The organism is Neisseria yangbaofengii (genome assembly GCF_014898075.1).
Classification (GTDB): Bacteria; Pseudomonadota; Gammaproteobacteria; order Burkholderiales; family Neisseriaceae; genus Neisseria; species Neisseria yangbaofengii.
In genome coordinates, this window is record NZ_CP062976.1 from 600,989 (window position 1) to 621,046 (window position 20,058).

Here is a 20,058-nt window from a genome sequence, read left to right on the forward strand (position 1 = left end):
TTGGTTTGATAATTTCTTAAAAATCAAGAACAAAGGCCGTCTGAAATGTTCAGACGGCCTTTATTGTATGCATTACTTCAACAGATTTTTAATAATGCCCATCACGCTGCGGGAAATGGCGTTGGTCACTTGGCGGTTGATTTGGCTGCCGACGGCATCGGCCACATTGTAGCCTACGCCTTGGCCGGATTTTTTACGGCCGCCCGTCAGGCCGCCGATAAAGCCGCCGAGCAAACCCGGATTTTGATTGGCTTGGGCTTTGGACGCTTCTTTTTCAGCCTGCGCCTGCGCTTTGGCGGCTTCTTGCGCTTGCTTGGCTGCAGCTTGCTCGCTGTCCAGTTCGGCTAAGGCTTCAAAAGCTGAATAGTTGTCGATCATGTCTTTGTAGGCCGGATACAGATCATCGCGCTGATACAAGGCATCGCGCTCTTCTTTGGATAATGGGGCCAACGCGGATTGCGGCGGCAATACATACGCGCGTTCCACCGGTGCGGGCATGCCTTTTTCGTCTAAGAAGGATACCAAGGCTTCGCCCACGCCCAGTTCGGCGATGGCTTCGGCGACTTTGATATTCGGGTTGCTGCGGAAAGTTTCGGCAGCGGCGCGCACGGCTTTTTGGTCGCGCGGGGTGAAGGCGCGCAGCGCGTGTTGTACGCGGTTACCCAATTGGCCGAGAATGGTATCCGGCAAATCGAGCGGATTTTGCGTCACGAAATATACGCCCACGCCTTTGGAACGAATCAGGCGCACCACTTGCTCGACTTGTTCCAACAATGCAGTAGCGGCGTTGTCGAACATCAAATGTGCTTCATCGAAAAACATCACGAATTTCGGTTTTTCCGGGTCGCCGACTTCAGGCAGCATTTCAAACAATTCGGCCAACATCCACAGCAAAAATGCGCTGTACATACGCGGTGAACGCATCAGCCTTTCTGAATTCAGGATATTAATCACGCCTTTGCCGTTTTCGGACTGCATCCAGTCTGCCAAATTCAACGCCGGTTCCCCAAAGAAATCGTCGGCACCTTCGTTTTCCAAGGTCAATAATTGGCGCTGAATCGCGCCGATACTGGCGGCGGAAACGTTGCCGTATTGGGTGCGGTATTCGGCGGCGTTGTCGGAAACGTGTTTCAACATGCTGCGCAGGTCTTTCAAATCCCAAATATGCCAGCCCCGGTCGTCAGCCACTTTGAACACTAAATTCAGCAAGCCTTCTTGAGTGTCGTTCAAATTCATCAAGCGCGCCAGCAGCATCGGCCCCATTTCAGATACGGTCACGCGCACGGGAATGCCGGTTTCGCCGAATACGTCCCAAAAGCGCACCGGGAAATTTTGCAGCCAGCTTTCGCCCAGTCCGAATTCGGCAATGCGCTCTCCCACCTTACCGCTGGCGGCACCGGCTTGGGAAATACCTGACAAATCGCCTTTTACGTCGACCAAAAACACCGGCACGCCTTGGCTGCTGAAGGCTTCGGCCATACGGCGCAGGGTCACGGTTTTACCGGTACCGGTTGCGCCGGCAATCAGACCGTGGCGGTTGGCCATTTTGCCTTGGATTTCAAGAGAGACGTCGCCGACGCGGGCGATAGGGAAGGTGGTCATGAAGGTTTCCTTTGCTTGGATGGTTTGAAAAATAAGTTATTTTCTTATGTTTCCGCACATAGGGCAACAGATAGGAACAAGGCCGTCCGGAAAGTACGGGACGGTTTTGAAGATTGCTCCGACTCTGAGCATATCGGATACGGGAACCCGTCCGACGGCACCTATGTTCTCGAAAAAAATCAACCTGAAAATTTTGTTAGGCGGTTTTTTATTGTATTTGGGTGGTATTTTCATTTATTAATAAAGCTTATAAAATAGTTATCAAAAAAAATAAACTGATACGGATTATCAGTGTCAATATAACAGCAGACAGATAAAAACGTTTGCTGTTATTTTTTCAACTATTTAGGAGTATTTAATATGCAAACATTGAGCATGAATGATTTACAGCAGGTTTCCGGCGGTTTTGACTTAGGTAAAACGATTGCTTAGGATACAGGCGGATTTGTCGGAGGGGGAGCGGGCGCATTAGCCGGTACCTTTACCGGAATGGCATTAGGTGCGATTGGCGGTCCGGCCGGTATGGCTGCGGGTGGTTATATCGGTGGTGCCGTAGGTGGATATTTAGGCGGCAAATTAGGTTCATTTGTAAGTGAAAAATCGTTTGGCTATTAAATGACCATTGTCATTCCGTATCCTGAAAAATATTGTGAAGGATACGGAATTTTTACAAATTATCGGAAAGGATGCCGATATGAAAAAATTTTGGGAAAATTATAAGAAGAATTTACGCTTGCTGATGAGGCTCAGCAGGCGATACTGGAAGATATTTGCCATTATATGTTTCGCCTCCAGTTTTATCGTTACCGTCATAAACTTCGTTCTGAGCTTTTATATTATCGATGCGAAATATTTTCTGGGAGACGACCGTTTTTTTTCTGACGGTATCAAAGCCATCCTTGTGGTTATGCTAATGCATTTTATGTTTTGGAAATACATAAAATATAAACATAAAAAGAAAAAACCGCTTTCAGATTAGATCGGCAGACTTGCCCAAATCTGTTGGTCAAAGTCGTTCAGACTTATCGAACGCACCGTAAGCAGCGGGCTTCTTCCCGAAGTGGTCACGCACACGGGAATACCGGTGTTGCCGTAAGCATCTCAAAAGCTGTACATAGGTGGGCACTTGCAGCCTACGCTGTTTTGATTTTCCCGAATATCCGAAACAGTGGGCAAATGTCCTCTCTGCGCTTTTTGGGCGTTTCTATTTTAATCCGTGATATTCAGCTGTGTCTAAGCGTTTGCCGTATGGTTTCAGACGGTTTGACGGTCATGCCACTATTGGGAGTAAGAGGCCGTCTGAAACGGTAGCCGTGTCTGCTTCATGCGGTAAATTATTCAGACGGCCTGTGCTTTCAGAATAAATTGAAATCTTTTATAATTTCAAACTTTTCAATTACCGGAAACGGTTTGTGAAGATATTATGACTGCTGCGAAAAAGCCTTTGGGTGAAAAGCAGATGGCGGTGTTGATGGCGATGTTGATTGCGCTGATGCCGTTTTCCATCGATGCCTATCTGCCGGCGATTCCTGAAATGGCGGAAAATTTGGGCTCGAATATTCACCGAATCGAGCAAAGCTTGAGTATGTTTTTGTTCGGCACGGCGTTTGGGCAATTGGTCGGCGGCTCGGTGTCGGACATCAAAGGGCGCAAGCCGGTGGCACTGGTCGGGCTGGCACTGTATTTTATCAGCGTGCTGGGGCTGACGATGATCAGCAACGTCGAGCAATTACTCACCTTGCGTGTGCTGCAGGCGTTTGGTGCCGGTATGACGGTGGTTGTGGTCGGTGCTTTGGTTCGCGACCATTACGACGGACGCAAAGCGGCACAGATGTTTGCGCTTATCGGCATCATTTTGATGATTGTGCCGCTGATGGCGCCGATGGTCGGCGCGCTGTTGCAGAGCTTGGGCGGCTGGCGGGCTATTTTCTGGTTTTTAACCGCTTATACTGTGTTATTGCTGGTGTTGGTGACTTTTTTTCTGCAGAAACCGACGCGCACCGATAAAATCAGCCGCGAAATTTTTGCCGTGGCCGGCGGTAGGTTTAAACATGTGTTGCGCAACAAAGGTGCGATGGGCTATCTGTTTTTCCAAGCGTTCAGTTTCGCATCGATGTTTGCTTTTTTGACCGAATCTTCGTTTGTGTATATGCACTTATATGAAGTTTCGTCACACGGTTATGCGTGGATTTTCGGTTTGAACATCATCACTATGGCGTTGTTCAACCGTGTGACGGCATGGCGCTTGAAAACCGGTGTTCATCCGCAGAATATTTTGCGATGGGGCATCATCATTCAGTTTGTCGCTAATTTGCTGATGGTGCTGCTGGTGTGGGTGAACGGTTTGCCGCCGATGTGGGCATTGGTCGGCTGTGTGATGATTTCCGTCGGCACACAAGGTTTGGTCGGTGCCAATACGCAGGCGTGTTTTATGAGCTATTTCAAGAAAGAAAGCGGCAGCGCCAATGCGGTGTTGGGTGTGTGCCAGTCGGTGATTAGTGCGGTGATGGGCATGTTGACTACATGGCTGCACAACGGCACGGCCTTGATTATGCCGGTGATGATGTTCACGGCCACAGTGTGCGGCATTGTACTGCTGTGGGTGTGTTCGCATGAAGCATGGATTGAAAATGATAAAAAACATGGCGAGTTTAAATAAAAATATTGATTTTGCGTTAAGGGCGCAATGAAATACCGTTTAAACGCAATCATTGGGCTTTAATGCTTTCATTTCCAGCATCAGGCCGTCTGAAAGCCTTTCAGACGGCCTGTTTAATGTTAAAATCGCTACATTCACGAATTCGCAAGAGAAACATCATGTTGATTGATGAGCAGTTAAAACCCCACCGCGATGCGATTGACGAAATCGATGCCACCGTATTGCGCCTGTTAAATGAACGCGCCGGACACGCCCGCGCCATTGGCGAACTCAAGGGCACCGGCACGGTATACCGCCCCGAGCGTGAAGCCGCTGTATTGCGCCGCATTCAGGCATTGAACCAAGGACCGTTGCCGAATGAGTCTGTGGCGCGCCTGTTCCGGGAAATCATGAGCGAATGTCTGGCGGTGGAGCGCCCGCTGACCATCGCCTATTTGGGCCCGCAAGGCACGTTTACCCAGCAGGCCGCCATCAAGCATTTCGGCCATGCGGCTTATACCCAAGCCTGCGCCACTGTCGATGATTGTTTCAAAATGGTGGAAACGCGCCAAGCTGATTACTTGGTGGCACCGGTGGAAAATTCGACCGAAGGCTCAATCGGCCGCACGCTGGATTTGCTGGCCGTATCCGCACTCAAAGCCTGCGGTGAAGTGGTGGTGCGCATCCATCACAATTTATTGCGTAAAAACAGCTACGAAATCAACGGTGTGACCAAAGTATTTGCCCACGCGCAAGCCTTGGCGCAATGTAACGACTGGCTGGGGCGCAACCTGCCCAATGCCGAGCGTATTCCGGTATCCAGCAATGCTGAAGCAGCGCGCATTGTGGCCGGGTCTGATGATGGCACTTTGGCCGCGGTTGCCGGCATCACCGCGGCGGAAATCTATCAATTGAATATTGCCGGTGACTGCATTGAAGATGAGCCGAACAACACCACGCGTTTTTTGGTGCTTGGCCATCAAGATACCAACAGCACCGGCAGCGACAAAACATCATTGGTGATTTCCACGCCAAACCGCGCCGGTGCAGTGATGGGCTTGCTGCAGCCGTTTACTGATTTGGGCATTTCCATGACTAAATTCGAGAGCCGCCCGAGCAAATCGGCATTGTGGGAATATTTGTTCTTCATTGACATTGAAGGACATAAAGATGATGAACGCGTGCAAAGAGCCCTGCAATTATTGAGTGAACGCGCGTCGTTTGTGAAAGTGATCGGCTCTTATCCGACTGTGGTGCTGTAAAGATTTAAGCAAACAAAAGGCCGTCTGAAACCTGATTGCGTAATGCGTGAATGGGCTTCAGACGGCCTTTTGTTTTTTTTAATCGGGATTGGTGTCGATTAGTGATCGACCACAATGCCTTTGCTTTCGCCGGCTGCTTTTTCGGCATCTAATTTCTTTTGCAAGGTGTCGCAAGGTGTTTCGCAATCGCACATTTTTTCCATGCCCAAAGCGGAAATGCCGCCACAGCTGCCTTTAATCGAACGTTTGGAAAAAATATAGCCAACGGCCATGCCTAAAATCACCAGCAGGAAAATGCCGAAGGTTAAGAAAAGGGTTTTCATGATGTGGGTTCCAAGGTTAAATTAATTAACTAACTTTTTGAATGCACTTGACATTTCAGTTTTGTAGCCGTCGCCATCGCAGATGATTAAGAATACCGCCAAACCGTGTTTCTCGGCAAGTGCCAAGGCTTTTTCTTCGCCCAAGACGAATAAACCGGTGGATAGGCCGTCGGCGGTGGTGGCGTTATCGGCAATCACGCTGATGGACGCGAGCTTGTGGCGAATTGGCGCACGCGTTTGTGGATTGATGATGTGGGAAAGGCGGTTGCCGTTTTTGTCCAAATGGAAATTGCGGTAATCGCCCGAAGTGGCCAGAGATTGGTTATCCAGCGGCACAATAATCTGTGTGCCGCTGCCTTGCACCATATTCGGCTGCTCAATGCCCACACGCCATATTTCTCCCGAAGCATTGCGGCCTTTGCCGTGTAATTCGCCGCCTATTTCGACCAAATAGTTTCGAACACCTGATTTTTCAAGATGTTGGGCTACTTTATCCACGCCGAAACCTTTGGCGATGGAGGATAAATCCAAATAAACACCGGCTTGGGTTTTGGCGAGTGTGGCCGACTGGCCGTCGTCAGCCAACACAATTTTATCGATGCCGACTGCTTGCGCGGCTTGTTCGATTTCGGCTTTGCCGGGTGAATAGGTGACTTTTTTATCCGGCCCGAAGCCCCATAAATTCACCAAAGGGCCAACGGTTACGTCTAACGCGCCCTGGGTCATTTGGTTTAATCGCACGGCTTCGGCGGTAACATCGGCAAAATCTTGGGAAATTTTAAGCGGATGGTTGGTTTCGCGCATTTGGTTAAATTGGCTGATTTCCGAATCCGCTTGATAAGTCGACATTTGGCGGTTGACTTCTTGCAGCACATCGTCGATTTGCGTTTGCATGACTTCCGGTTTGGGTAAATCAAGGCCGTCCGAAAGGTATTTGACGGTGTAAGTCGTGCCCATCGTTTCGCCTTGCAATGTGACCGTTTGCGTTTGCTTGTTGCATGCGGCGAGCAGAAACAGCGTGGCGGTGAGGAATAGGAAGGAGAGGGATTTCAAAACGGACATGGGTATTCGACAAAATTTTTCAGACGGCCTATTGTACCGTAAAATGAATACCGATGGGCTGCCGTGAATAACGGTGGGGCAGTGGGAAATCGGCTTAAAAAGGCCGTCTGAATCTTTGGAGTGCTAATATGTGGGCAGTTTATTTGGGTTTGGCTTTTGCGGCGGGAATGGCTTCGGCCATGCAGGCGGCGATTAATACGCAACTGGCGCGGGCAATGGGCGATGAAACCTTAATCGCCACATTGATTTCATTTGCAGTCGGTACGGTGGCATTGTTTTTCATCACATGGGTCAAAACGGATTTGTTCGGCTATTTGGCCGCCATCGGCCAGCAGTCTTGGTGGAAACTAAGCGGCGGTTTACTTGGGGCAATGTTTGTGTTCACCAGTGTGCTGTTGGCGCCTAAATTGGGCATTGCGAACATGCTGTTTGTCATTATCATCGGCCAATTGTTGGCGGCGGCGGTGATTGACCATTACGGTTTCATCGGCATGGCGGTGCGTGAAATGACGATGCCGAAATTAATCGGTTTGGTGGTAATGGGGATTGGATTGGCTTTGTTTTCGTTTGGGGATAAGGTTTGGAAGCAGTAGATTATTTGGGTTAGGTGTAGAAAATCCTAGCGTTGTTTACACTTTTGCTTTTTTGCTTGAAGACCCATTTGGGGATTTTCGAGTGTTGCCAAGAATGCCGAAAGGCACGGCAAAGCCGCATGGTTCTTGATAATGCTCAAAAATCCTAAAATAATCATTCGGGCAAAAAATAAAAGTTGTTTTGCATAAAAAGTAAACAACCCGACAATTTCCTACACGTGAGGCCGTCCGAAAGGTTTCAAACAGCATAAATAAATATAGTGAATCCACTTTAAAATAGTACGGTGTTGGTTGGCCTAGCCGTATTATCTATACTGTCTTCGGCTCACCGCCTTGTCCTATTGTTAAAGTGAATCCACTATAAAAAAGGAAGAAACCGAAGTTTCTTCCTTTTTTTGTTAGCCGCCGAAATCGTCTAGCAGGATGTTTTCGTCTTCCACGCCTAAGTCTTTGAGCATTTTGATTACGGCTTGGTTCATCACCGGCGGGCCGCACATGTAGAATTCGCAATCTTCAGGGGCTTCGTGGTTTTTCAGGTAGTTTTCATACAAGACATTGTGGATGAAGCCTGTATAACCATCCCAGTTGTCTTCCGGCAGTGGGTCGGAGAGGGCAACGTGCCATTCGAAATTGTCGTTTTCTGCAGCCAGTTCGTCGAAGTCTTCCACGTAGAACATTTCGCGTTTCGAACGTGCGCCGTACCAGAATGAGATTTTGCGTTTCGATTTCAGACGGCGTAATTGGTCGAAAATGTGCGAACGCATAGGCGCCATGCCCGCACCACCGCCGATAAATACCATTTCGGCATCGGTGTCTTTGGCAAAGAATTCGCCAAACGGTCCGGAAATCGTCACTTTGTCGCCCGGTTTCAATGACCAGATGTAAGAAGACATTTGGCCCGGAGGCGCATCGGGTTCGCGTGGCGGCGGGGTAGCGATGCGCACATTAAGCATGATGATGCCTTTTTCTTCCGGATAAGAAGCCATCGAGTAGGCACGCAGAATCGGCTCATCTACTTTGGAAACATAGCGCCACAAATCGTGTTTGTCCCAGTCTTCGTGGTATTCCTCAGGAATATCGTAGTCTTTGTAGGCTACAGTATGCGGCGGGGCATCGATTTGGATATAACCGCCGGCGCGGAACGGCACTTCTTCACCTTCCGGAATCGCCAGTTTCAATTCTTTGATGAAGGTGGCTTTGTTGTCGTTGGAGATGACAGTGCATTGCCATTTCTTCACGCCGAATACTTCTTCCGGCACTTCGATATCCATGTCGGTTTTGACATTGACTTGGCACGACAACCGGCAGCCTGCTTTCGCTTCGCGCTTGGTGATGTGGGACAGCTCGGTCGGCAGAATATCGCCGCCGCCGCTATTTACTACCACACGGCATTGGCCGCATGAGCCGCCGCCGCCGCAAGCCGAAGGAATGAAAATGCCTTCGTTGGCCAAGGCGCCCAAGAGCTTGCCGCCTGCAGGCATGGTCAGCTCTTTTTCGCCGTTTATTTTAATGGTGATGTCGCCTTCGTTAACCAATTTTGATTTGGCAAACAGAATCATCAGCGCCAAAATCAAAATGATGACGGTAAACATCACAATACCTAAAATAATTTCCATTGTGTGTCTTCCTTATAACTGAATGCCTGAGAACGACATAAACGCCAAAGCCATCAGGCCGGCGGTGATAAAGGTAATACCCAGACCTTTTAAGCCGTCAGGTACATCGGCATATTTCAGTTTTTCGGTGATGCCGGCCAATGCCACAATCGCCAGCATCCAGCCTGTGCCTGCGCCGAAGCCGTAAACGATGGATTCGGTGAAATTGTAATCACGCTGAACCATGAACGATACGCCACCGAAGATGGCGCAGTTTACGGTAATCAGCGGCAGGAAAATACCGAGGGCGTTGTAGAGGGCGGGGAAGAATTTGTCCAATACCATTTCCAAAATCTGCACCAAAGCGGCGATCACGCCGATGAAGGTAATAAACTTCAAAAAGGTCAAATCCACGCCGTCAATCAGTGCACCTTCTTTCAGCAGCGAGTAAACCAATTGGTTGGCCGGAACTGAAACCGTCAATACCACGATGACTGCAATACCCAGACCAAAAGCAGTGGAGACTTTCTTAGACACAGCTAAAAAGGTACACATGCCCAAGAAAAATGCCAAGGCCATATTCTCGATGAACACGGACTTAACGAATAAGCTCAGATAATGTTCCATGGATTATTTCTCCACCTGTTCAGGTTTCCAAGTGCGGATTGCCCAAACCAGAAAACCGATAATAAAGAATGCGCTCGGCGCCAGCAGGAACAAGCCGTTGGCCTGATACCAGCCGCCGTCTTGGATGGTTTGGAAAATGGTCACGCCGAACAATTTGCCCGAACCGATCAATTCACGCAGGCTGGCAATGATGATCAAAATCAAGCCATAGCCCAAGCCATTGCCGAAGCCGTCAACAAAGCTTTCCAGCGGCGGCTCTTTCATCGCGAATGCTTCCGCACGGCCCATTACGATACAGTTGGTAATAATCAGACCCACGAATACCGATAATTGCTTAGACAATTCATAAGCAAATGCCTGCAAAATCTGGTCAACCAAGGTCACCAATGAGGCAATAATCGCCATTTGCACGATAATGCGGATGCTGTTGGGAATGTAATTGCGCACCAGCGAGATAAACAGGCTGGAGAAACCGGTCACTAATGCCACGGAAATCCCCATGACGATGGCGGTTTCTAATTTGGTGGTGACAGCCAGTGCCGAACAAATCCCCAATACTTGCAGCGCAATCGGGTTGTTGTCGACAAATGGGGAGAACATTAAATGTTTCAAACGTTTGGTATCAGCCATTATTCTGCTCCTGCTTTCAGTTTGGCTAAGTAAGGTTTATAACCGTTTTCACCAAACCAGTAATCGAACGTACCTTGCACGCCTTTGGTGGTCAGGGTCGCGCCGGACAAACCATCTACGCCGTGTTCTTGATCAGCGCCAGCACCTTTACCGACACGGATGGCAACGTTACCTTGCTCATTGTAGAGTTTTTTGCCGACAAATTTTTGCTGCCACAACGGATTGGCAATTTCACCGCCCAAGCCCGGGGTTTCACCCTGCTCATAGTAGGTGATGCCGTTGAGTGTGTTACCGTCGGGTTTCACAGAAACAAAACCGTACATCACTGACCATAAGCCGTTGCCGTGCATAGGCAGAACGATTTGTTCAACCTTGCCGCCTTCGTCTTTCACTAAATAAACATCGGCAAGTTTGGCGCGGGTTTTGATGCTGGCCAAATCGTCTTCGGGATCAATGCGGACGTTTTGTTTCGGATCTTTAGCCGCACTGCGGGCATCGAAGCCTTCCGGCGGATTGTCAACGTATTCACCGGTTGTCAAATCAACAACACGCGGTTCGATTCTTTGAGAGTAGGTTTTAGCGATGTCGGTTTTCTCATCGAGCAAACCGGCTACGCTTAAGATGTAGCTTTGTTTGTCTTTAGCTTTTTGTTCAATTTGCTTCGGTTTGAGACCGACAGCAGAACCAGCCACCACTACAGAACAAACCAAGCTCACCACAATCACGACGGTCAGCGTGCCGCTGAAGCTGTCTTTATTGAATTTAGCCATTGGTGCGCGCCTTTCTGCGTTTGATGTTTGCTTGTGCGACGATGTAGTCGAAAATTGGGGCAAACAGGTTGGCAAACAGAATTGCCAGCATCATGCCTTCCGGATAGGCAGGGTTAACCACACGTATTAACACGGCCATTACACCGATTAATGCGCCATACCACCATTTACCGGTGTTGGTAAACGAAGCGGAAACCGGATCGGTTGCCATAAACAGCATACCGATGGCAAAACCGCCTAATACCAAATGCCAATACCAAGGCATGGCAAACATAGGATTGGCATCTGAACCGATGGCGTTAAACAGCAATGAAGTGGCAATCATACCGATCATGACACCGGCAATAATGCGCCAAGAAGCGATGCGGGCGAATACAATCATCAAGCCGCCGATAATCAGGGCGATGGTTGATACTTCGCCGACGGAGCCGGGCATATTACCAATGAAGGCATCCATCCAAGTAATCGGCTGACCGGTAGCAACGTTTTTCAAACCGGTCATGCCGTCTGAAGCCCATTGCGCCAAAGCAGTTGCGCCTGAATAGCCGTCAACGGCGGTCCATACTTTATCTCCACTGATGTTGGCAGGGTAAGCAAAGAACAGGAATGCGCGGCCAGCCAGAGCAGGGTTCATGAAGTTTTTACCGGTACCGCCGAACACTTCTTTCGCCACCACTACGCCAAAGGTAATACCCAAGGCTGCCTGCCACAACGGCAGAGTAGGGGGAACGATTAAGGCAAACAGAATCGAAGTCACGAAGAAACCTTCGTTGATTTCGTGTTTGCGGATCATGGCGAACAAAACTTCCCAGAAACCGCCGACGATGAATACGGTGGCGTAAATCGGCACAAAGAAAATCGTACCGAAGAGCATTTTGCTCAACCAGCCGGCATCGGCAGCCATATGGATGCCCAAGGCATTAGCCAAGGCATAGTGCCAATCATTGGTGATACTTTGCTGCAGTAATTCCGGTGTCAATACGCTGAATGCTTGTGCACCAACGTTGTACATACCGTAGAACATGGCCGGAAATAACGCCAGCCATACCATAATCATCATACGCTTAGAGTCGAGCGCGTCGCGGACGTGTGCCGCTTTGCGCGTTACCGTACCTTGCGTATAAAAAATCGTTGCCGCTGCTTCATAGAGCGCGTACCACTTTTCGTGCTTGCCGCCCGGCAGGAAGTGCGGTTCGATTTTTTCTAAAAAATGTTTCAAGCCCATAATCAGCCTTCCTTCTCAATAGTATCCAGCACTTTGCGCAACAGCGGGCCGTATTCGTATTTGCCCGGGCAAACGAAGCTGCACAAGGCCAAATCTTCTTCGTCCAATTCCAGACAACCCAAGGCTTGCGCGCTGTCGGTATCGCCGACAATCAAATCACGCAAGAGTAAGGTCGGCAGGATATCGAGCGGCATGATGCGTTCGTATGTGCCGATTGGTACCATGGCACGGTCGCCGCCGTTGACAGCGGTGTTGAACTTGAAGAGTTTGCTTTTGAGAAAATGACCGAGTGTGGTGCGGGTAATGGTGTATTTCTCAGCTTGAGGTGCAATCCAACCAAAAAATTCTTTGTGGCGACCTTCTTCCAAAACCGATACCTGATTGTGATAGCGACCGAGATAGTCGTGTGGGCCAGTGGCGATGCCGCCGTTTAAGACCGATCCGGAAATAATGCGGTTATCCGCATTCACCAATTCACCGGCAGTGAGTTGGGAAAGATTAGCACCTAAAACGGTACGCAACAGACGCGGTTTGCTGACTTGCGAACCACCCAAAGCGACCACGCGTTCGGTGTTCAGACGGCCTGTGGTAAACAGTTGGCCGATGGCAATCACATCTTGGTAGTTGATGGTCCAAACGGTTTTGTTCGCGCCGACCGGTTCGATAAAGTGGATATGCGTGCCGCTCAAGCCGGCCGGATGTGGGCCGTCGAATTCGTGCACAGCAATATTGGCTGCGCTTTCAGACGGTACATTGGCACCGGCTGCTTTACATACATGCACCGTGCGATCGGTCAATCGGCCCAATACGCGCAAACCGTTGGTGAAATCAGCCGCTTTTTCGGTGATGATCACAGTCGGGTCGGCAGCCAGCGGATTGGTATCCATGGCGTTAACAAAAATCGCCGCGGGATTAGCGTCGACCGCAGGCGTTTTGCTGAACGGGCGGGTGCGCAAGGCAGTCCACAAACCTGATTGAATCAGATTGGCACGCACTTGTTCGTTGTCCAAACCTGACAAGGCTTCGGCAGAGTATTGCTCGAAGGTGATTTCATCGTTGCCTGCAACGGAAATCACCACGGATTGCAATACGCGTTTTTCACCACGGTTGATTGCCGTGATCGTGCCTGAAGCCGGTGCGGTAAACACCACGCCCGGGTTTTTCTTGTCTTCAAACAATACTTGGCCTTTTTTGACGACATCGCCTTCCTTGACTTTCATCGAGGGGCGCATGCCGACATATTCTTCGCCAAGCAACGCGACTTCGGTAATGGCCGGACCATCATAGATGGTTTGTTCCGGTCGGCCTGCAATAGGCAGGTCTAAGCCTTTTTTTATCTTAATCATGGAGATGCGTTACTTCTTATCTAGGTTAAAAAACTGGCAAGCCGATGGCGTTGAGTTTGGCCACCGACGTCGGTATTTTGGATGACGACACATTTTTCTTCAAAATCAAATAAATTCATTCGGTCATCAGTTTAATAGTTAATCCTTGTTTTTATTATTAAATAGCGGATGATTGCTGATTGAGGCCGTCTGAAACTTGGTTTCAAGGAAGGAGCAATTTAAAAATATTTGGATGAGTAAATAAAATCTTTGGGATTTTAACAGGAATGGACAGATTTTTGTCACATTCCGCCAGATTTTTTCACTTATAAGGCTAATTTAGTAAGCCATAATAACTAATAATTTATGATATAAAAATAATATCTTAAGAAACGGTATGGATGGGAAATGTTTGAGGCCGTCTGAAAAGAGTAGGCGGATTATTGAAGCAGGCCAATAAAAGTAAGACTAAAATAAACCCGTATTCAACCCAATCGGAGAATCATCATGGTAAAAATATGCTGCCCAATCACAGTAAATTAGGCATGGGAACATGGTATCTTGGCGATCGAGCTGCCACGCGCCAAGAAGAAATTGCCGCATTGCGCTACGGTTTGGAGCATGGTGTGCCGATTATCGATACCGCCGAAATGTATGGCAACGGGTGCTCGGAAAATCTGGTCGGAGAAGCGATTCAGCCCTTTACCCGCGACAGTATTTACCTGATTTCCAAAGTGTTGCCGGGCAATGCCAACCGCCGCAATTTGGAGCGCAGCTTGGATGCATCGCTGCGCCAATTGCAAACCGATTATTTGGATATGTATCTTTACCATTGGCGCGGCGCTACGCCTTTGGCTGAAACGGCCGGGCTGATGGAAAATATGGTACAAAAAGGCAAAATCAAAGTATGGGGCGTGTCGAACTTTGATTTGGAAGACATGCAGGAATTATACGATGCCGGCGGCACCAATTGTGAAGCCAATGAAGTGTTGTATTACTTGGGTTCGCGCGGTATCGAGTTTGTCCTGAAACCATGGCAGGATGCCAACGCGATTTCCACCATTGCCTATTGCCCTCTGGCGCAGGCCGGTGATTTGCAGGTCGGTTTACTGCATAACCCGGTGGTGGGCAAAGTGGCGGACGAGCTCAACATCAGCGCGTATCAAGTGTTACTGTGTTTTACCTTGGCACAGGAAAATATGGTGTCGATTCCGCGCACCGGCAAAACGGCGCATATGAAGGAATTGGTTGATTGCTTGGATATCCATTTGTCGCCTGAGCAATACGCGGCTTTGGATGAAGCTTATCCTGCACCGCAATGGCGCGTGCCGCTGGATATTCAATAATCAAAAAAGTTTAATAAAAAGCCGTTTGGAAAATGAATTTTCAGACGGCCCGAGACCTTTGTAAGACTCAGTTCGAACCAATAAAACTATGCCCGTTATTCCCGCGCAGGCAGGAATAACGGCTTCAAAGATTTCTGAAAATTTACGATTTTTGCAAAGGCTTCGGTGTTTTGATTAAACATCAATCTTTCAAACGGAATTCCGCAGCACGGGCGTGAGCGGTCAGGCTTTCGCCGTGTGCCAGCACACTGGCGATTTGCCCCAGTTTTTGCGCGCCGGCTTCGGAAACCTGAATCAGGCTTGAGCGTTTTTGGAAATCGTATGTGCCCAATGGCGACGAGAAACGGGCGGTGCGGCTGGTCGGTAGAACGTGGTTCGGGCCGGCGCAGTAGTCGCCGAGGCTCTCGCTGGTGTATTTGCCCATGAAAATCGCACCGGCATGGCGGATTTTCCGCGCCCATGCTTCGGCATTTTCAACCGACAATTCCAAGTGTTCCGGCGCGATGTAGTTGGCAATCTCGCAGGCCTCGTCCAAATCTTTAGCCAAAATCATGGCGCCACGGTTGGCCAAGCTGGCTTCGATGATGTCGCGGCGAGGCATCTCTTCAATCAGCTTGTCCATCGCCGCTTTTATTTCGTCCAAATACTCTTGCGACGTGCCGATCAAAATGGCTTGTGCGATTTCGTCGTGTTCCGCTTGGCTGAATAAGTCCGTCGCTACCCAATCGGCAGGCGTGGTGCCGTCGGCAATCACCAGAATTTCAGACGGCCCTGCCACCATATCGATCCCGACCACGCCGAATACACGACGTTTGGCTGCGGCGACAAAGGCATTGCCGGGGCCGGTAATTTTATCGACTTGCGGCACGGTTTCTGTGCCATAAGCCAATGCTGCTACGGCCTGCGCGCCGCCTACAGTAAATACTTTGGTCACGCCGGCCACGTAAGCGGCGGCCAGAACGATGTCGTTGCGTTCGCCTTTCGGTGTCGGCACGACCATGATGATTTCTTTTACGCCGGCCACGTGCGCAGGCATGGCGTTCATAATCACGCTGCTTGGGTAGGCCGCTTTGCCGCCCGGTACATAAATGCCCACGCGGTCGAGCGGGGTGATTTGTTGGCCGAGCAAAGTGCCGTCTTCATCGGTATAGTGCCACGATTCCATTTTTTGGCGTAGGTGGTAGCTTTCCACGCGTTTGGCAGCGGTTTGTAAGGCCGTCTGAACTTCTGCCGGAATGCGTTCAAATGCGTTTTTCAAATCGTCTTGGGTTAAGGTCAAATCGGCGATGGTTTGCGCGGACGTGCCGTCAAATTTATTGGTGTATTCGATTAAGGCCGCATCGCCGAGTTTTTGTACGTCGGCGCAGATGTCGGCAACGGTTTGATCGACTTTGGGGTCTTGGGCGGTTTCAAAAGCCAGCAGGGCTTTAAGCTCGGCTTGGAAACTGTTGGATCGCGTGTTGAGGAATTTCATGGTTTGCCTTGATTCTAATTGATTAAGATAAGAACAAAAGAAAGCGCTTTCAGACGGCCTGCTTATCGGAAAAAGGCCGTCTGAAAAATATTATTTTTCGCTGTTTATCACACCGGCAAATGCTTGGATAATCGGTTCGAGCAGGATGTGTTTGGTTTTCAGCGCGGCTTTATTGACGACTAAGCGGCTGGAAATATCGACAATGTGTTCCACGGCTTCAAGGTTATTGGCTTTGAGTGTGCCGCCGGTGGAAACCAAATCGACAATCGCATCACTCAAGCCGACCAGTGGCGCTAGTTCCATTGAACCGTAAAGTTTGATGATGTCGACGTGTACGCCTTTGGCGGCGAAGTGTTCGGCGGCGATATTCGGGTATTTGGTGGCAATACGCAAGCGGCTGCCGGGTTGGGAAGCGCTTTCGTAATCAAAGCTTTTGCGCACGGCAACCATCATCCGGCATTTGGCAATCTGCAAATCGAGCGGTTGATACAGGCCGTCGCCGCCGTGTTCGATTAAGACGTCTTTACCGGCAATGCCGAAATCGGCCGCTCCGTATTGCACATAAGTTGGCACGTCGCTTGCGCGCACAATTACCAAGCGGATGTTATCGTGATTGGTGTCGATAATGAGTTTGCGTGATTCTTCAGGGTTTTCGGTCGGAACGATACCGGCAGCGGCCAGCAAGGGAAGGGTTTCTTCGAAAATCCGGCCTTTGGAAAGGGCAATGGTTAATGCGTTGTCAGTCATGGTGGGTTCTGCTCTATTTTACGTGTGCGGATAGTGAGAGGCCGTCTGAAAAAGCTTTTCAGACGGCATCGGTTTTATAATTATAATATTATAATAAAGTGCGGATGTCGGCGGCAACGGCATCAGGCTCGGTGCCGTAAGGTGAGAAGATGGCGACTTCGCCTTCTTTATCAATTAAATACGCGCCTGACGTATGGTCAACGAGATAGTTGGTGCTGTCTTCTTTTTGGTTGACTTTGGCGGACACCACGCGGTATTGCTGCTTAATTACCGGCAGGGTTTGGCCTTCGGTGGCGGTAATGCCGATGAAATCAGGGTGGAATTGTTTGGCGTATTTGCCGATTAGCTCCGGTGTATCTCGTTCAGGGTCAACGCTGGCGAACACGACTTTTACGTTTTTGGCATCATCCCCCAATTGTTTTAAAGCGTCGCTGTAAGTCAGCAATTCAGTCGGGCAAACGTCAGGGCAGTGGGTATAGCCGAACGACAGCACCACCACATTGCCTTTTAAGTCGCTGAGTTTAAACGGCTTGCCTTCACCATCGGTCATTTCAAAATCACCGCCGATATCTTCTTTGCGCATATCGGTGCCGTTGATTTGGCCGGGTGCGGCTGCTTTTTGGGCGGGTGCGGATCCAGTGCTTGGGACAGTGGAAGCAGGGGCTTCGGGTGTTTTGGGAGCGGCTTCTTCTTTAGGTTGGCAGGCAGCCAGAGCAGCTAAGGCAAAAACGCTGAACACAAACTTTTTGGCTGTGATGAGCATGGGGTATTCTCCGATTGAGTTAATTTTGCGAGACAATATCCCGTATCTTAACGCTTTTGTCCGTTGAAATGTAACATTTCTGGTGAATTTTATAGAAAATTCATCAAAGTTTGATATAAAAGCATATTCGGGCTGCGCATCAGTACCAAATGGGTTTTAAGGGTGATAAATATAATTTCATTTTTAATCAATAAGTTGTCATTTAATTGTTAAAAAATCATTCAAAGTACTTTACAGGTTTTTTGTGCCGGCTATAATAGCCACTTCTTCACCGCCCAGGTGGCGAAATTGGTAGACGCAGGGGACTCAAAATCCCCCGCCGCAAGGTGTGTCGGTTCGAGTCCGACCCTGGGCACCAAATTCTGAAAACGGCCGCTTAAAAGCGGCCGTTTTTGTTTTGCGTTATAAAAACATAATATTTCATTTCATATCATGCTTGGGAGTGGCATTCGTTTGCCAGCGGGAAATCTGTTGAATTTTATTTCCACGGATTTCATCATGAACAAACAATTTTCTGCTTTGTGGCCATCGTTGCAAAAATTCTTTTTATATTTAATCATGGCTTGTTTCTTATTGGCCAATGCTGCCTGCGGCAGCCCTTCGGCGCATGCGGATAATTTATCGGCACAAGGCAAGCATAATGGCTTGATGCTGGATAATGCGCGCCGTTATTATTCGGTGGCAGTAATCAAACAATATATCGACACACTGGCCGAAAATGGCGGCGGTTTTCTGCATCTGCATTTTTCTGACCATGAAAACTACGGTTTGGAAAGTAAGCTATTGAATCAAAAAGCAGCAGATGCAGATGTTTCGGACGGCCTTTACCGTAATCCGCAAACCGGCAAACCTTTTTTAAGCGATGCCCAGTTGGGTGAAATTGTGGCTTATGCGCATGAGAAAAAGATTGAATTGATACCGGAATTGGGCAGCCCAAACCATATGGGCGGCATTTTTACGCTGCTCACGCATTATCGCGGCAAAGATTATGTGCAGTCGATAAAATCAAATGTGGTGGATGATGAAATCGACATTACCAATTCGCAAAGTATTGCTTTGGTGGAATCACTGATGACGGAAGTGATGGCTAAATTCCCGCACAGCAAACGCTTTCATATCGGTGCAGATGAGTTTGGCTACAGTGTGGAAAGTCATCCTGAATTTGTCGCTTATGTAAACCGATTGGCTGATTTTCTCGCCCGCAAAGGCTGGAAGACCCAAATGTGGAATGATGGCTTAATCAAGCAAAGCTTGGCTGATTTAAATAGGCAAATTGAAGTGGCCTATTGGAGTTACGACGGCAATGCGCAAGATAAAGCCGAGCGTAAGAAACGCCGTCATCTGCGTGCCAGTATGCCGGAATTGATTGAAGCCGGTTTCAAAGTGTGGAACTACAATTCCTATTATCTTTATTTTATCCCCGGCTCAGATGTCGGGTCTTCGCATGATACCAATTACGCGATTCGTGATGTCGAGCAGAATTGGCATTTAGGCGTGTGGGATGATGCCAACAGCAAAAACGCTTTACCGCAATCGCAACAAGCAGCGGTAGGCGGGGCGGCTTTGGCGGTGTGGGGTGAGCATTCCGATTCGTTAAGTGACCAAACCATGTTTGCCTATACGCACAAATTATTGGAAGCTGTGTTGGCTAAGGCGAATCGTCGTAATCACGACTAAGTGAATCAAACAGGCCGTCTGAAAGATTTAAAAATTTCAGACGGCCTGTTTATTAACTTCGAGTGCTTATTCAAACTGTAGACAATTGTGGCATACCAATCAAAAAGGCATAGCAAGTTGGCAGATATTTATTTTATAAAAATCAAACAGTAATTAAATTTAATAAAAATAATGTTAAAAGATGAAAGTTTTTGTCTTGCCTGAAAACACAGATTAGGTTATCGTTGGACTTCCTTATTTTCATAAACTCTGAGCCTTAATCCAATTGTCCGAACGGATTGGCTGTCGTCGTGTCCTAGCAATGTGCGTACCCTAAATCGCTACTTGATAGGCTTGCATTACAGGTGCTGTGACGAAGCTGCCGTTGCTGTTGGTTTAACGCCCTATAAAAGAGGTTGT

Annotated in this window: 19 protein-coding genes and 1 tRNA gene; 8 read left to right on the forward strand and 12 right to left on the reverse strand. The window is 48.8% G+C overall.

What is annotated here, in order from left to right; translation table 11 throughout:
- Nucleotides 1-72: 72 nt before the first annotated feature.
- Complete coding sequence (locus H4O27_RS02980; protein WP_165009533.1) at nt 73-1,602, reverse strand: helicase HerA-like domain-containing protein; 1,530 nt, start codon at nt 1,600-1,602, stop codon at nt 73-75.
- 489 nt (nt 1,603-2,091) lie between these two features.
- Between H4O27_RS02980 and H4O27_RS13305 the strand changes: the two genes are divergently transcribed.
- The 4 genes from H4O27_RS13305 (at nt 2,092) to pheA (ending at nt 5,502) form a co-directional block, all read left to right on the forward strand.
- The gene (locus tag H4O27_RS13305) at nt 2,092-2,217 is read left to right on the forward strand and encodes a hypothetical protein (protein ID WP_255525190.1); all 126 of its coding nucleotides are present in this window, start codon (nt 2,092-2,094) and stop codon (nt 2,215-2,217) included.
- Between the two features lie 79 nt (nt 2,218-2,296).
- Nucleotides 2,297-2,581, forward strand: a complete 285-nt coding sequence (locus H4O27_RS02985; RefSeq protein WP_165009531.1) for a hypothetical protein — start codon at nt 2,297-2,299, stop codon at nt 2,579-2,581.
- A gap of 444 nt (nt 2,582-3,025) precedes the next feature.
- Nucleotides 3,026-4,261 carry a multidrug effflux MFS transporter gene (locus tag H4O27_RS02990; protein ID WP_165009529.1) on the forward strand — a complete coding sequence of 412 codons (1,236 nt, stop codon included), beginning with the start codon at nt 3,026-3,028 and terminating at the stop codon, nt 4,259-4,261.
- Between the two features lie 158 nt (nt 4,262-4,419).
- Nucleotides 4,420-5,502 carry a prephenate dehydratase gene (gene pheA / locus H4O27_RS02995; protein ID WP_371865582.1) on the forward strand — a complete coding sequence of 361 codons (1,083 nt, stop codon included), beginning with the start codon at nt 4,420-4,422 and terminating at the stop codon, nt 5,500-5,502.
- A gap of 98 nt (nt 5,503-5,600) precedes the next feature.
- Here pheA and nqrM read toward each other — a convergent pair whose 3' ends face one another.
- Together nqrM and H4O27_RS03005 are read right to left on the reverse strand one after the other, a co-directional pair.
- Entirely contained in the window at nt 5,601-5,825 is a 225-nt protein-coding gene (gene nqrM, locus H4O27_RS03000) for a (Na+)-NQR maturation NqrM (RefSeq protein WP_165009525.1), read from the reverse strand.
- A 21-nt stretch (nt 5,826-5,846) separates the two neighbouring features.
- Entirely contained in the window at nt 5,847-6,887 is a 1,041-nt protein-coding gene (locus H4O27_RS03005) for an FAD:protein FMN transferase (RefSeq protein WP_165009523.1), read from the reverse strand.
- Nucleotides 6,888-7,015: 128 nt separating this feature from the next.
- Between H4O27_RS03005 and H4O27_RS03010 the strand changes: the two genes are divergently transcribed.
- Nucleotides 7,016-7,480, forward strand: a complete 465-nt coding sequence (locus H4O27_RS03010; protein WP_165009521.1) for a DMT family transporter — start codon at nt 7,016-7,018, stop codon at nt 7,478-7,480.
- Nucleotides 7,481-7,878: 398 nt separating this feature from the next.
- Here H4O27_RS03010 and nqrF read toward each other — a convergent pair whose 3' ends face one another.
- From nqrF to H4O27_RS03040, 6 genes are read right to left on the reverse strand one after another with little or no spacing between them, the layout of a single operon-like run.
- Nucleotides 7,879-9,096: an NADH:ubiquinone reductase (Na(+)-transporting) subunit F gene (nqrF, locus tag H4O27_RS03015; protein ID WP_165009519.1), complete on the reverse strand. Its 1,218-nt coding sequence runs from the start codon at nt 9,094-9,096 to the stop codon at nt 7,879-7,881.
- Between the two features lie 12 nt (nt 9,097-9,108).
- Entirely contained in the window at nt 9,109-9,702 is a 594-nt protein-coding gene (gene nqrE / locus H4O27_RS03020) for an NADH:ubiquinone reductase (Na(+)-transporting) subunit E (protein WP_165009517.1), read from the reverse strand.
- 3 nt (nt 9,703-9,705) lie between these two features.
- Nucleotides 9,706-10,332, reverse strand: a complete 627-nt coding sequence (locus H4O27_RS03025; RefSeq protein WP_165009515.1) for an NADH:ubiquinone reductase (Na(+)-transporting) subunit D — start codon at nt 10,330-10,332, stop codon at nt 9,706-9,708.
- The gene (locus H4O27_RS03030) at nt 10,332-11,102 is read right to left on the reverse strand and encodes a Na(+)-translocating NADH-quinone reductase subunit C (RefSeq protein ID WP_165009513.1); all 771 of its coding nucleotides are present in this window, start codon (nt 11,100-11,102) and stop codon (nt 10,332-10,334) included. The genes H4O27_RS03025 and H4O27_RS03030 overlap by 1 nt, the downstream gene beginning before the upstream one ends.
- On the reverse strand, nt 11,095-12,327 hold the full coding sequence (locus tag H4O27_RS03035; RefSeq protein ID WP_165009511.1) for an NADH:ubiquinone reductase (Na(+)-transporting) subunit B: 1,233 nt from the start codon (nt 12,325-12,327) through the stop codon (nt 11,095-11,097). Before H4O27_RS03035 ends, H4O27_RS03030 begins: the two co-directional genes overlap by 8 nt.
- Before the next feature lie 2 nt (nt 12,328-12,329).
- Nucleotides 12,330-13,673 (reverse strand): Na(+)-translocating NADH-quinone reductase subunit A, encoded by a 1,344-nt coding sequence (locus H4O27_RS03040; protein WP_165009509.1) that lies wholly within the window; start codon nt 13,671-13,673, stop codon nt 12,330-12,332.
- Nucleotides 13,674-14,170: 497 nt separating this feature from the next.
- Between H4O27_RS03040 and H4O27_RS03045 the strand changes: the two genes are divergently transcribed.
- Nucleotides 14,171-14,998: an aldo/keto reductase gene (locus H4O27_RS03045; RefSeq protein ID WP_165009507.1), complete on the forward strand. Its 828-nt coding sequence runs from the start codon at nt 14,171-14,173 to the stop codon at nt 14,996-14,998.
- A gap of 181 nt (nt 14,999-15,179) precedes the next feature.
- Here H4O27_RS03045 and hisD read toward each other — a convergent pair whose 3' ends face one another.
- From hisD to H4O27_RS03060, 3 genes are all read right to left on the reverse strand, one after another.
- Nucleotides 15,180-16,472 carry a histidinol dehydrogenase gene (hisD, locus tag H4O27_RS03050; RefSeq protein ID WP_165009505.1) on the reverse strand — a complete coding sequence of 431 codons (1,293 nt, stop codon included), beginning with the start codon at nt 16,470-16,472 and terminating at the stop codon, nt 15,180-15,182.
- A gap of 90 nt (nt 16,473-16,562) precedes the next feature.
- On the reverse strand, nt 16,563-17,219 hold the full coding sequence (hisG, locus tag H4O27_RS03055) for an ATP phosphoribosyltransferase (RefSeq protein ID WP_165009503.1): 657 nt from the start codon (nt 17,217-17,219) through the stop codon (nt 16,563-16,565).
- Between the two features lie 88 nt (nt 17,220-17,307).
- A complete protein-coding gene (locus tag H4O27_RS03060) occupies nt 17,308-17,982 on the reverse strand; it encodes an SCO family protein (RefSeq protein WP_165009501.1) in 675 nt (224 codons plus the stop codon).
- Between the two features lie 273 nt (nt 17,983-18,255).
- Between H4O27_RS03060 and H4O27_RS03065 the strand changes: the two genes are divergently transcribed.
- Both H4O27_RS03065 and H4O27_RS03070 read left to right on the forward strand, forming a co-directional pair.
- Nucleotides 18,256-18,340, forward strand: a tRNA-Leu gene (locus H4O27_RS03065).
- A gap of 140 nt (nt 18,341-18,480) precedes the next feature.
- Nucleotides 18,481-19,659 (forward strand): beta-N-acetylhexosaminidase, encoded by a 1,179-nt coding sequence (locus H4O27_RS03070; protein WP_206222745.1) that lies wholly within the window; start codon nt 18,481-18,483, stop codon nt 19,657-19,659.
- Nucleotides 19,660-20,058 lie beyond the last annotated feature (399 nt).

Bases quoted from the DNA above. Each gene is read 5' to 3' on its own strand.
- H4O27_RS02980 (WP_165009533.1), bottom strand. From the start codon at position 1,602: ATGACCACCTTCCCTATCGCCCGCGTCGGCGACGTCTCTCTTGAAATC.
- H4O27_RS13305 (WP_255525190.1), top strand. From the start codon at position 2,092: ATGGCATTAGGTGCGATTGGCGGTCCGGCCGGTATGGCTGCGGGTGGT.
- H4O27_RS02985 (WP_165009531.1), top strand. From the start codon at position 2,297: ATGAAAAAATTTTGGGAAAATTATAAGAAGAATTTACGCTTGCTGATG.
- H4O27_RS02990 (WP_165009529.1), top strand. From the start codon at position 3,026: ATGACTGCTGCGAAAAAGCCTTTGGGTGAAAAGCAGATGGCGGTGTTG.
- pheA (WP_371865582.1), top strand. From the start codon at position 4,420: ATGTTGATTGATGAGCAGTTAAAACCCCACCGCGATGCGATTGACGAA.
- nqrM (WP_165009525.1), bottom strand. From the start codon at position 5,825: ATGAAAACCCTTTTCTTAACCTTCGGCATTTTCCTGCTGGTGATTTTA.
- H4O27_RS03005 (WP_165009523.1), bottom strand. From the start codon at position 6,887: ATGTCCGTTTTGAAATCCCTCTCCTTCCTATTCCTCACCGCCACGCTG.
- H4O27_RS03010 (WP_165009521.1), top strand. From the start codon at position 7,016: ATGTGGGCAGTTTATTTGGGTTTGGCTTTTGCGGCGGGAATGGCTTCG.
- nqrF (WP_165009519.1), bottom strand. From the start codon at position 9,096: ATGGAAATTATTTTAGGTATTGTGATGTTTACCGTCATCATTTTGATT.
- nqrE (WP_165009517.1), bottom strand. From the start codon at position 9,702: ATGGAACATTATCTGAGCTTATTCGTTAAGTCCGTGTTCATCGAGAAT.
- H4O27_RS03025 (WP_165009515.1), bottom strand. From the start codon at position 10,332: ATGGCTGATACCAAACGTTTGAAACATTTAATGTTCTCCCCATTTGTC.
- H4O27_RS03030 (WP_165009513.1), bottom strand. From the start codon at position 11,102: ATGGCTAAATTCAATAAAGACAGCTTCAGCGGCACGCTGACCGTCGTG.
- H4O27_RS03035 (WP_165009511.1), bottom strand. From the start codon at position 12,327: ATGGGCTTGAAACATTTTTTAGAAAAAATCGAACCGCACTTCCTGCCG.
- H4O27_RS03040 (WP_165009509.1), bottom strand. From the start codon at position 13,673: ATGATTAAGATAAAAAAAGGCTTAGACCTGCCTATTGCAGGCCGACCG.
- H4O27_RS03045 (WP_165009507.1), top strand. From the start codon at position 14,171: ATGCTGCCCAATCACAGTAAATTAGGCATGGGAACATGGTATCTTGGC.
- hisD (WP_165009505.1), bottom strand. From the start codon at position 16,472: ATGAAATTCCTCAACACGCGATCCAACAGTTTCCAAGCCGAGCTTAAA.
- hisG (WP_165009503.1), bottom strand. From the start codon at position 17,219: ATGACTGACAACGCATTAACCATTGCCCTTTCCAAAGGCCGGATTTTC.
- H4O27_RS03060 (WP_165009501.1), bottom strand. From the start codon at position 17,982: ATGCTCATCACAGCCAAAAAGTTTGTGTTCAGCGTTTTTGCCTTAGCT.
- H4O27_RS03070 (WP_206222745.1), top strand. From the start codon at position 18,481: ATGAACAAACAATTTTCTGCTTTGTGGCCATCGTTGCAAAAATTCTTT.